General features: G+C 40.7%; 10 protein-coding genes. 4 read left to right on the top strand and 6 right to left on the bottom strand.

The features are described from left to right. Positions 1-27: 27 nt before the first annotated feature. Positions 28-1,032: a sensor histidine kinase gene (locus tag ACMX9J_RS07600; RefSeq protein ID WP_416225592.1), complete on the bottom strand. Its 1,005-nt coding sequence runs from the start codon at positions 1,030-1,032 to the stop codon at positions 28-30. Next, positions 1,025-1,717: a response regulator transcription factor gene (locus ACMX9J_RS07595; protein WP_063247539.1), complete on the bottom strand. Its 693-nt coding sequence runs from the start codon at positions 1,715-1,717 to the stop codon at positions 1,025-1,027. The genes ACMX9J_RS07600 and ACMX9J_RS07595 overlap by 8 nt, the downstream gene beginning before the upstream one ends. A gap of 170 nt (positions 1,718-1,887) precedes the next feature. Here ACMX9J_RS07595 and ACMX9J_RS07590 point away from each other — a divergent pair, with 170 nt between their 5' ends. Next, positions 1,888-2,802, top strand: coding sequence for an NAD(P)-dependent alcohol dehydrogenase (locus tag ACMX9J_RS07590; protein ID WP_416225591.1), 915 nt, complete (start codon positions 1,888-1,890; stop codon positions 2,800-2,802). A 46-nt stretch (positions 2,803-2,848) separates the two neighbouring features. Here ACMX9J_RS07590 and ACMX9J_RS07585 read toward each other — a convergent pair whose 3' ends face one another. Both ACMX9J_RS07585 and sfnG read right to left on the bottom strand, forming a co-directional pair. Then, a complete protein-coding gene (locus ACMX9J_RS07585; protein ID WP_416225590.1) occupies positions 2,849-4,069 on the bottom strand; it encodes an acyl-CoA dehydrogenase family protein in 1,221 nt (406 codons plus the stop codon). A gap of 42 nt (positions 4,070-4,111) precedes the next feature. Then, entirely contained in the window at positions 4,112-5,185 is a 1,074-nt protein-coding gene (sfnG, locus tag ACMX9J_RS07580) for a dimethylsulfone monooxygenase SfnG (RefSeq protein WP_416225589.1), read from the bottom strand. A gap of 446 nt (positions 5,186-5,631) precedes the next feature. Here sfnG and ACMX9J_RS07575 point away from each other — a divergent pair, with 446 nt between their 5' ends. Both ACMX9J_RS07575 and ACMX9J_RS07570 read left to right on the top strand, forming a co-directional pair. Next, complete coding sequence (locus ACMX9J_RS07575; RefSeq protein WP_416225588.1) at positions 5,632-6,972, top strand: LLM class flavin-dependent oxidoreductase; 1,341 nt, start codon at positions 5,632-5,634, stop codon at positions 6,970-6,972. Then, a complete protein-coding gene (locus ACMX9J_RS07570; RefSeq protein ID WP_176343767.1) occupies positions 6,962-8,146 on the top strand; it encodes an amidohydrolase in 1,185 nt (394 codons plus the stop codon). The genes ACMX9J_RS07575 and ACMX9J_RS07570 overlap by 11 nt, the downstream gene beginning before the upstream one ends. 181 nt (positions 8,147-8,327) lie before the next feature. Here the strand turns inward: ACMX9J_RS07570 and ACMX9J_RS07565 are convergent, their stop codons facing one another. Then, positions 8,328-8,801 carry a hypothetical protein gene (locus tag ACMX9J_RS07565; RefSeq protein ID WP_226555214.1) on the bottom strand — a complete coding sequence of 158 codons (474 nt, stop codon included), beginning with the start codon at positions 8,799-8,801 and terminating at the stop codon, positions 8,328-8,330. 93 nt (positions 8,802-8,894) lie between these two features. On the opposite strand from ACMX9J_RS07565, the gene ACMX9J_RS07560 reads away from it, so the two are divergent. Beyond that, positions 8,895-9,437, top strand: coding sequence for a GNAT family N-acetyltransferase (locus tag ACMX9J_RS07560; protein ID WP_176343768.1), 543 nt, complete (start codon positions 8,895-8,897; stop codon positions 9,435-9,437). 103 nt (positions 9,438-9,540) lie between these two features. Here the strand turns inward: ACMX9J_RS07560 and ACMX9J_RS07555 are convergent, their stop codons facing one another. Then, positions 9,541-10,971, bottom strand: coding sequence for an MFS transporter (locus ACMX9J_RS07555; RefSeq protein WP_176343769.1), 1,431 nt, complete (start codon positions 10,969-10,971; stop codon positions 9,541-9,543). Between the last annotated feature and the right edge of the window lie 441 nt (positions 10,972-11,412).

Genomic DNA, 11,412 nt, shown 5'->3' with positions numbered 1-11,412 from the left:
AAATAACGAAAGCATGTGACATTTTTGTCACATGCTTTTCATATCAACAAAATCATTTGATTTAGGAAAGGCAAGTGTAAACGTCGTGCCTTCGTTAAGAGCTGACTGCACGCCAATGTGAATCGAAAGAGCGTGCGCAGCTTTTTGAGCGAGATACAAACCCATACCTGTGGCACGGCTGTCTTCATGCTGAGTGGTTGATGTAAAACCTTTCTCAAAAATGCGCGGCATATCTTTAGGAGAAATGCCGCGTCCGCTGTCTTTTACCTCGACGTACACTTGACCATTGTGCTTGTAGCTTCTAATCATTACGTCAGATTCTTCACTGTACTTGACTGCGTTTGTTAAGAGCTGTCTCATAATAAACGAAAGCCACTTTGCGTCACACAGTACATGTCCTGCCTGTATGTCCACATCAAACCCAATCTTTTTTTGCATACACCAAGCTTGCAGCGTTTTGATCTCGGTGAAAATAAGGGACTCTAAATCCAGATGTTCAATATACATATCATTTTCGATAAAGAAAATGCGCTTTTGATGCAGCTGTTGATCAAGTAAAAAGTGAATACGGAGCCACTCGAACGTCAAGTTTGCTTTAACTTCTCGATTTTCTAAGCGTTCAATTATTAAATGCATTGCAGTTAACGGCGTTTTAATTTCGTGAATCCAAGCTAACATTTCATCTTTTTCCTGCGTCACGTGCAGCTGAGTTTGCACCGCATCTTTTTTCGCCTGTTCTAATTGTTGCATCAGATTTTGCTGAACAATCTTTTCAAAGGGGCGCAGCGGATGAGAAAGAGTAGAAGAATCAAAGAAATCCTCTTCATCTTTTAACCCTTGGTAAAATTTCGTTTCTTTCTGATAGCGGAAGACGCAAAAAATAAGAAAGATAATCGATGATAAAAACACGATATAAAGAATCGAAGACAGAGGAATGGATTCATCAATATAAGCGATAAAAAGCATTAAAAGATGCATCATAAAAAAGAAAAGAATCCAGCTTAGACGCTCGCGAATAAAGAGTTTAATCATAGCGTTCCTCTTCAATCGCTACGTAGCCTTGACCGACTTTTGTTTCAATAAAGCTTCCCAGTCCAATTTCATCTAACTTTTTTCGCAGGCGATTGACGTTTACCGTTAGGGTATTATCACTGATAAACCGTTTATCTTCCCACAAACTATTAATCAGCTCATCTCGGCTTACAATCGTATTCTTTTTATATATTAAGCATTTTAAAATAAAGATTTCATTTTTGGTTAACTCAATAGCTTTAGATTCCGTTGATACTTTATTTTTTTCGTAATCAATCGTTGCGCCTTGCCACGAAAGAAGGCTTACTTGTTCAACGCTGTAATTATACACGCGGCGGAGAAGGGCTTGTATTTTTGCTACAAGCACATCAAAATGAAACGGCTTTTGCACAAAGTCGTCTGCTCCAAACTGCATAGACATGACCATATCAGAAGGATGATCTCGTGAAGATAGGAATATAATAGGGATTTTCGAGTGAGAGCGAATCATTCTGCACCAGTGGAATCCGTCATACTTCGGCAGCTGAATATCCATAATCACTAAATCAGGTTTTACCTCGCTAAACTCCTGCATAGCGTTACTGAAATCACGGATGCCATAAACATCATATGACCATTGCTCCAACCGCTCTTTCAGTTCGTTAAACAGCGTTACATCATCTTCAATTAAAAGAAGTTTAAACAATAACACGTACCACGCTTTCTGTTTTTATACTTATTTTATAGCAATATCCTTTTATTTACCATATGTGAAAGTAGATTCACCGGTGTTCTTTATAAAATGTGAAAGAATAGCTTTCGACGAGCATAGTTTATAAACATATATTGAACTCTAGTAAAAAAGAGAGAGCTGTTATGAAAGCAATGGTATGTACTAAGTATGGTAAACCAGATGTTCTTCAGCTTCAAGAAGTGGAAAAGCCTATTCCAAAAGAGAATGAAATACTGATAAAAATTCATGCCACCACGGTCACATCGGGCGACTGCAGAGTGAGGAGCTTTAATAGTCCACTGCTATTGTGGCTTCTAATGCGAATAGCTTTAGGATTACGGAAGCCTAGAAAATCAATACTAGGCGTAGAGCTGGCCGGAGAGGTAGAAGAAGTCGGAAAGAACGTAACGCGGTTCAAAAAAGGCGATCAGCTTTTTGCGATGACAGGGATGAAGTTCGGAGGATATGCGGAATATATCTGCTTACCAGAAAAGGGGACAATAGCCGTAAAACCAGAGAATGTAACCCATGAAGAAGCCGCCTCTATTTCTTTCGGCGGCGCGACGGCTCTGCATTTTTTTAGAAAAGGAAACATTCAAGCCGGGCAAAAAGTGATTATCTACGGTGCTTCAGGTGCCGTAGGAACTGCCGCTGTACAGCTTGCTAGCTATTACGGAGCTGAAGTGACAGGCGTGTGCAGTGCTAAAAATAGTGAACTAGTAAAGTCTTTAGGAGCAGCCCGCGTCATCGACTACCAACACGAAAATTTTACTGAAAAAGAAGAAAAATACGATCTTATCTTTGATGCCGTTGGGAAAATCACAAAAAATCAGTCCAAGGAAGCGTTAGCCTTAAATGGACGCTTTGTTTCGGTCGAAGGGCAAGGAATTGCCAAAGTGCAGACGAAAGATTTATTGCTTCTTAAAAAGCTGATGGAAGAAGGGCAGATAAAATCAGTGATTGATAGATGCTACTCTTTAGAACAAATTCCAGAAGCTCATGAGTATGTAGAAACCGGACATAAAATAGGGAGCGTAGTCGTTACGTTAAAAAAGTAAAAAAGAGAATCTCTTTAAAAGATCCTCTTTTTTACGATATTAAACGTTACTCTCCGCCTTTAATCCAAAGTTCCAGAGGAAGCCCTACAAGGTTCTTTCCGATCCATTCTCTGGCAATATTATTAGAAGGGCCCATAGCAATGCCCGCTCTGGCATCTCGGAACAAACGTTCAATAGGGCCTTTTTTATAGCCGTATCCGCCGCTTACATCCAAGGCAATTCGCGTCGCTTTGTTGGCTACTTCTGAAGCATGAACTTTAAATTCAGTCAGCGGAAGGGTAAGAACACCCTGTGCTTTTTGTTCAGCTTGTAAAATATCAAGTTGTTCTGCCAAGTCAATTTGCCATGGTTTTGTGCTTTCAATGAGCACTTTTGCTTCAGCAATCTGCTGGCGAATGACTTGATAGTCGCTAAGCTGGTTATTAAAATCGCGGTGAATCGTTCGCGTTGCGTGGTTAACCGCAAGCTCTAATGCATGTTCCGCTACGCCAAGCCAAGCAGAACCAAGGCCAATTAAATAAATAGGGGAAACGCCGTTTAAGACGATTTCTTTACCTGTTTCTTCACTGCCTAAAAGATCTTCTTTTGGCACGTGTACATTTTTATAAGAAATCGGACCGCTGTGATTACCGCGAACGCCCAGAGCTTCCCATGGACTTGCAGTAATGCCGTCTGATTTCCCGTCTACAATAAAAAAGCTAATATCAGTTGCTTCTTGTGCTTCAGGACTGCGTGTTTGGACGATATAAAAATCAGCTTGCCCGGCGCTCGTAGTAAACGATTTGTCAGCATTAACTACATAATCTTCACCATTTCGCTGCGCTTGACTGAAGTTGTACCACCAGTGTCCTCCTGAGGCTTTTTCACTTGTAGAGTACGTACCAATCAGCCCTTGGTCAATGGGTTTTAACCAGCGTTTCTTTTGATCGTCGTTTCCGTACAGCGTAATAGTTTGAATCGCTCCGACATGCATCACGTAAACTAAAGCAGTAGAAGCACAAGCTTTTGCAATTTCCTCAGCTACAATCGCAAAAGCCACGTGATCAAGTTCTAAGCCGCTGTATGCTTTTGGTACAAGAATATTTCCCCAGCCTGCTTTAATAAGCGCTTCTAAATTTTCTCGTGGAAAAATGCCTTCTTCATCTGTACGGGCTGCATTAGGCCGGATCACTTCATCTACGAGAGAAGCAATTTTCTCCCGGATAGATGCGTAATAAGCGCGCGTTGATTGATTGTATACAGGACGTGCAGAAACTTCGATTGACATAACATACCTCCAAAAATTTTAATGTTCGTTACGATAAACTATTTATAATGCACCCGCTTTTTCTTTTAGTTCCTGTTCTTTTTGTCTTACGAGCGGAATAATGGTTTCGCCAAAAGTTTTGATTTCTTCTTCATAATGTAAAAAGCCTGTCAAAATAATATCCACACCGATTTTTTTCAGTTCGATAATTTGATTGGCGACTTGTTCGGCTGTTCCGATAAGGCCAGTTCGGAAACCATCATTATACTGAACTAAGTTTTCAAACGAAGAGTTTGCCCACATGCCTTCACCTTGAGGAGAAGCTTTGCCCGCAAATTTCACTTGACTTTCAAACCCTTCAACGGCTTCTTTATCTGCTTGTAGAACAATTTCTTTTAGCACTTGTTTTGCTTCTTCTTCTGTTTCACGGACAATGACAAACCCGTTTACGCCAAATTGAATATCACGGCCGTTTGCGTTTGCTTTTATGTCTTCAATTTGATTTTTTAAGTTTTCGATTGAGCTGCCGTTCATGAAATAGACGTCTGACACCCGGCCTGCCATTTCACGCGCAGCTTTAGAGTTTCCTCCTTGAAATATTTTCGGCGGCTGAAGAGGCTTTGGTTTTAAAGGTGCGTCATTTAATCGGTAAAAGTCTCCTTTGAACGTAGTCGTTTCGTTTTTCCATAGTTCTCGAAGCACGTTAATAAACTCTTCAGAACGGCGGTAGCGCTCATCATGATCTAGCCACGGTTCGCCGTAGCCGTTAAATTCGCCTTTAAACCAGCCGCTTACCACGTTCACAGAGACGCGCCCGCTGCTGATATGATCAATAGTCGAAATGATTTTAGCAAATACGCCGGGATGCCATAACCCCGGAAGAACCGCTGTAATAATGTTGATTTTTTTAGTAGTGGCGGCCAGTGCAGAAGCGAGAGTTGCAGCTTCTAGTTGATTTTCAGCGCCGTAGCTTGCAAAAAATCTAGTTTGCAAGAGAACGTAATCAAAGCCTACCTGCTCGGCAATTTGCGCATACCGGCTGTTTGCTTCAAATGACCACTCTGTTTTTTGAGGAATGTTGGAAATGACAAGGCCTCCGCTTACGTTCGGGGCCCAATAAGCAAATTGTAAACTCATATGTAACGCCTCCTTAGTTAAGTAGTGAAAATAAATGAGCTGGGGAAAACATTCATCTCCTTAAATGCCAAAGGCTCTTATCCCTCTTCAAGTTGAAGAGAAAATAAGAGCCTTCAGTAGCCTGACAGGCGGTATGGATGCTGAATGTACATATAGTTATATCACCGGTTATTCCGATAGTCAAAGTGAGTTTTAAGGAATTTAAAAGAAATGAAATCGTAATTAAGTTTAACTAAAGAAGGAAGAAATCATCTATTCCAATCAAAAAACAAACTTGACTTATAGGAATAGTGAGTATACTATTCAAATATGCTAAATAAATGAGAGGTCAGCAGTTATTTTCTCTAAATAAATAGCCGTTTAAAAATAATCGACCAGACGACTGGAGATGCTTTGAACAATCAAAGCATCTCTTTTTATTTGTCGTGAAAAGGAGGAAGTATACGTTGAGTAAAAAAAGAAAGCTAAAGCTAGGAGCAAATATTAAAGGACTTGGAAATACGACGGATGGATGGAGACATCCGGACGTAGAGCCTGATGCGAGCATTAATATTGAGTTTTATAAGAAACAAGCGCGCATATTAGAAAAAGGACTTTTCAGCTTTCTCTTTATTGCGGATGGATTAGCCATATCTGAAAAGTCTATTCCTCACTTTTTAAATCGTTTTGAGCCCATTACGCTGCTGTCAGCTTTTGCTGCTTCTACGAGTCACATCGGACTAGTTGGAACGGTTTCAACAAGTTTCAGTGAGCCTTTTACAATCGCTCGTCAGCTGATGTCTCTTGATCATATCAGCGGTGGCCGAGCAGGATGGAACTTAGTTACTTCTCCGCAAGAAGGGGCAGCGCGCAATCACAGCAGAGGATATCTTCCTGTTCACAGCGAGCGATACGAAATGGCAAAAGAGCATCTCGACGTAGTAAAAGGGCTGTGGGATTCGTGGGAAGACGATGCTTTTATCTATCAAAAAGAAACCGGTCAGTTTTTTGATCCGAAAAAAATGCATACACTTGGGTTTAAAGGCAAGCATTTTCAAGTTCAAGGGCCTTTAAATATTGCTCGTTCAAAGCAAGGACATCCGGTTGTGTTTCAAGCTGGCTCATCAGAAAGGGGAAGAGATTTCGGAGCGGAAAATGCGGATGCGATTTACACAAATGCACATACACTAGAAGAGGCGCAGGCATTCTATCAAGATATGAAAAATAGAGCGAAAAATCACCGAAGAAGTCCTGAAGAGCTTCTCATTTTTCCAAGTATTGATTTAATTATAGGAGATAGCGAGGAAGATGTAGAAAGAAGATATGGAGAGCTTGCTGCTTTAATTCCAATTGATCATGCCATTACATATTTAGCTCGTTTTTTTGATGATTATGACTTTCATCAATTTGACGTAGACGCACCGTTTCCAGAGTTAGGGGATATCGGAGCCAATGCCTTTCAAAGCACCACGAATAAAATTAAACAAGCGGCGGCTGCTCGAAAGTTAACGTTAAGAGAGGTCGCGCTTGAAACAATTTTGCCTCGTTCGCCGTTTTCCGGAACGCCAGAGCACGTAGCGGATGAAATGCAAAAATGGTATGAGCAGGAAGCAGCGGATGGATTTGTGCTTCGCCCGTTTATGAGCGAGACGTTTCATCAGTTTGTGGAAAAAGTGGTGCCTATCTTGCAAGAGCGTGGTCTTTACGACACTTCATACGAAAGCAGTACGCTGCGCGAGAATTTGAACCTTTCCGTTCCAGCCAATCGATATAGTCAAACAAAGGGGGAGTTTGTATATGACAGTTAAATCAATCAGTGAATACAGCGTCACAGAAAGCTTAAAGAAGCAGGTAATTGAGTGGAGAAGACATTTTCATCGCTATCCTGAATTATCGTTTCAAGAGCATCGAACGGCTCAGTACGTTGAAGATACGCTTCGTTCGTTTGGAAGCTTTATCATTACGCGTCCTACACCAACAAGCGTGGTGGCTAGATTAATAGGAAAAGAGCAGGGAAAAGTGGTTGCGATTCGAGCGGATATGGACGCGCTGCCGATTGAAGAAGAAAACACGTTTGCATTTGCTTCGGTTCATAAAGGCGTGATGCATGCATGCGGACATGACGGTCACACGGCTATTTTGCTAGGAGTAGCTTCTGTGCTTTCTCAGTTAGGAAATGAATTTAAAGGAGAAATTCGCTTAATTTTTCAACACGCAGAAGAGCTGCTGCCCGGGGGAGCGCAGGAGCTTGTGAAAGAAGGCGTGATGGAAGGTGTGGATTATGTAATTGGTACGCACTTGAATTCTGGTCTTCCGGTCGGAGAAATCGGCGTGCTTGCAGGTCCTATGATGGCTTCGCCTGACACGTTTAATATATCGATTAAAGGAAAAGGAGGACACGCCGCGGCGCCTCATGAAGCAGTTGACGCCATCGTTGTAGGAGCGCAAATTGTGACAAACCTTCAAACGATTGTTTCAAGAACGACGAATCCAATCGATAAATTAGTCGTATCGGTTACACAATTCCACGGAGGAACTACGCACAACGTACTTCCTGATAAAGTGCAGCTGAACGGTACCGTTCGAAGCTTTGACGCGGCTCTGCGAGAAAAAGTTCCGGCACAAATTGACCGGATTGTAAAAGGACTAACAGAAGCCTACGGCGCAGAGTACACGTTTACGTATGAAAAAGGCTATCACCCTGTCATTAACTCTGAAGAAATTACAAGGTTAATTGAAGAAACAGCCATTGAAGAATACGGAAAAGACCGTGTAAAGACACTGTCTCCTAAAATGGGAGGAGAAGATTTTTCAGCTTACCTGCAGGAAACGGAAGGAGCTTTTTTTAACATCGGAGCCCGAAATGAAGAAGGAGGCATCGTATACCCTCATCATCATCCGAAGTTTACGGTAGATGAAGACTCGCTTGAAATTGGCGTAAAGATGTTTTTGCGCATAACAGAAAAGCTGTTGGCTCGTTAAAAAAAGAACAAGAACCTATTTGGTTCTTGTTCTTTTTTATGTATCCTTACTTCGTATCTTTATAATTCGTCGCAAAACCTGCTGCAATTAAACCAATTAAACCCAGCACTCCTACAATGACGGTTATGACCATTACGTTCACCTCAGTCGCTCTTAATAATACGCTTTCAATTGTTTAATTTTACCATGAGTCTTCATATGAAAGAAGCTTTTCTTTTAAAGGCTCTAGCTTTTTAAATTTTTGATCATAGCTTTGCCGTTTTAACATGTCGTTGGTTATTATCAGCGCATCTTCTTTACGCCCTGCATACAAGTAAGCTTCAATGACTTCGTCAAATCCTTCTGAGTAAGGGAATTTTTCGTATTTTGCGAGTTTAAATGATGCATCGTAGTGTTTCGTTGATTCTTCATATTGCTTTAGTTTTAAAAGCATACGCCCGTTCGCTAAATGTAAATCAGCTCGTTCTAAATCGGTAAGGGTATGGAGTTCAATTCCTTGGTTACGTATATCAAGCGCATCTCCATAGCGCTTTTTCTCTTCCAGCTCAAACGCTCTCTCGTAAAAATGATCAAACTTCGTTAGCGGTCTCCTTGATTTATAGAACTTGTAAATGCCGTATAGAATCAAAAGCAATAACCAAAGCAATTCCTTCAACTCTCTTTCATCTCTTTATGTATAATATTTATAGTAAAGGAAATTAAAACTAATTGATAGATTGAATGAAAGAAATACATTTGGAGGTATAGGGTGGTCATCAACCAGCAGATTTACCATGTAAAAGGACTTCAGTACATTATTCGCTCAGCTGCCACTAGCGATGCAAACGAACTGTCTCACCTAAGAGTTCAGCTAGATGGAGAAACGGAAAACTTAGATCGTGAATCAGGAGAAGGGTATATGGACGAATCCGACTTTGAAAAACTTATTCAACGTGACACAGAAAGTAAACGAAACTTATTTTTAGTAGCGGTTGTACATAATGAAATTGTCGGATTTTCAAGATGTGAAGGTAATGAGTTGAAGCGATTGGCTCATAAAGTAGAGTTTGGTGTATGCATCGCAAAAGAATATTGGGGATACGGAATTGGCAAAGGTTTTTTGCAGCAATCCATACTGTGGGCAGAGAGCGCGACCATGAAGAAAATGACGCTGAATGTGTTAGAAACGAATAAAAAAGCCATTGATTTATATGAAAAGTTCGGATTTGAAGTAGAAGGAGTATTAAAGAATGACAAGGTGCTGTCAGACGGCAAGCTCTATAATACAGTAGTGATGGGGCGCTTTGCATAGCTTTTTACGAGGATTTTTTTATCGATCTTTAAAGAAAAAAACACCTTCAAGTACACTATACTTGAAGGTGTTTTGCGTTTCGCCTGTTTTACTAGAATGATAGTTAGTGATAGACCTCACTTTTTTCACTAAAGCTTTTATTGATTTCAAATCCTTGTTCTTCTTCTTTTTCGACATCTGTGCCAATAGGCTCCCACTTAATAAGAAACGTCGCGATCAGACCAATAACGGGAACGATTGTAAGGACGAGAAATGTTGTATAGATTCCGCCAATCGAAAGGACAACCGGGAATAAGTAAAAACCTAAAATGCTGCCGATACGCGTTGTTCCTTGCCCCCATCCAGAGCCTAGCCCTCGCAGTTCAGTAGGGTAAGAAAGAGTGGCCATTGTCATCCCTTGCGCTCCCGGGCCAAAAGATTGACCAAAAATAAATAAAGCAATAAATAAAATCGGTAGCGCAATAAAATGAGTATCACCTGTTAGTCCCATCAGGACCAAGCTTAAAGAACAAATGATATAGCCTGTAATCGCAAGTTTTCTTATGCCAACTTGTTCAGTTAGCCGTGATTGTGTAAAGCCGCCAATAATCCCAAATAAATTAAAGAAAAGAGTACCGATAATTGCATAAATCATTCCTTTACCAAAAATAAGCGTGGAGATGGTTGGGATATAGAAGCCAACTGCAAAATACTGCATACTTTGAGTAGCCGTAATGATGGAAGCTAGAAATGTCCGAGCCCGATACTTTCCTTGGAAAATAGCTTTGTAAGACAGTTTTTTTGAACGAGATACTGGTTCTTCTTTTGCATTTTTAGCCACCGTGACTTGTATGTCATAGGTTTTCTCTAACACCTTGACAGCTTGTTTAAGCGGAAGATGATGAGCCGCCCACATTGGACTTTCATCCATGTAGCGGTAGCGCAAAATTAACACGATTAGTGCAGCAACAGCTCCAAATCCTACCGACCAGCGCCAAATGTCTTCGTGCTGCCCGAGCAGGTAAAAAGGAAGAACAACAAGTCCAGTAACAGTTGCGGCCACGTACCACAGGGGACACCACAAGTTCACGTATTGGCCTTTTTTCTTTAAATTACTAAACTCAGCAATAAAGCTGAGCGCTACCGGAACATCTAGTCCTACGCCTAGGCCCATTAAAAACCGAAAGATAAATAACCAAACTAAATCAGTCGCTAAAGCAGCGCCAAGAGCAGAGAATACCATGAAAAATAAATCGATTAAAAACATTTTGTTGCGGCCGAATTTGTCCGTGTAATATCCTCCTACAGTAGCTCCTAGCAAGGCGCCAAAGGCCATAATAGCTGTAAGGCTTCCAAGGCCGGCAGGAGAAAGGTTAAATTGTTCCTTTAATTGATCAGCTCCAATTCCGAGACTGGTAAAGTCGTAGGCATCGACAAAAATGCCCCCTAAAGCTACTAAAATGATTTTCCAGCTTTTAGAGGTAACTGGATTTGAATTAACAAAGTTGATAATGTCTTGACGGGATTGAATTACGTGTGGTTGAGCACTTGCCATACTTGACCTCCTTATCGTATTAAAACCCTTAACCAAAGAAACAAAAAAGACTCTCATCTATTAAAAAGAATGAGAGCCTCCAGTTGTCTGGTCGGTTTTTAAATCCTATATGTTTAGTGAGATTAATTTACCAAAAAATTCATAGAGTTGTCAATACGAGATACGAACGATTCAAATAAATTCTAAGAATAACATAATCATTGACAATCGTAGCATAAACTTTTAATATATAATTAAACAAAGTGAATTACTTGGTATTGATGATACTGTACGAAAAAGCGCCTACTAGGCAACTGGAGGCCAGACCATTGTGGTGAAACAAATGGACTGGTCTCCTTTTTATATTGAATGGGTGTTATGGAAGAGTTGGATTCTGGAACGGAATAGTTGGTATAGATTTAGCGATGAGCAAAATAGTCGAGTGGATAATAGGCAAGGTTT

The sequence above is a fragment of the Priestia sp. RMT2NF4 genome (assembly GCF_047872835.1).
Taxonomy (GTDB): Bacteria; Bacillota; Bacilli; order Bacillales; family Bacillaceae_H; genus Priestia; species Priestia zanthoxyli.
Note: the sequence above shows the minus strand (reverse complement) of the source record. Positions and strands in the feature narration are given on the sequence as shown.

Bases quoted from the DNA above. Each gene is read 5' to 3' on its own strand.
- ACMX9J_RS07600 (WP_416225592.1), bottom strand. From the start codon at position 1,032: ATGATTAAACTCTTTATTCGCGAGCGTCTAAGCTGGATTCTTTTCTTT.
- ACMX9J_RS07590 (WP_416225591.1), top strand. From the start codon at position 1,888: ATGAAAGCAATGGTATGTACTAAGTATGGTAAACCAGATGTTCTTCAG.
- ACMX9J_RS07585 (WP_416225590.1), bottom strand. From the start codon at position 4,069: ATGTCAATCGAAGTTTCTGCACGTCCTGTATACAATCAATCAACGCGC.
- sfnG (WP_416225589.1), bottom strand. From the start codon at position 5,185: ATGAGTTTACAATTTGCTTATTGGGCCCCGAACGTAAGCGGAGGCCTT.
- ACMX9J_RS07570 (WP_176343767.1), top strand. From the start codon at position 6,962: ATGACAGTTAAATCAATCAGTGAATACAGCGTCACAGAAAGCTTAAAG.
- ACMX9J_RS07555 (WP_176343769.1), bottom strand. From the start codon at position 10,971: ATGGCAAGTGCTCAACCACACGTAATTCAATCCCGTCAAGACATTATC.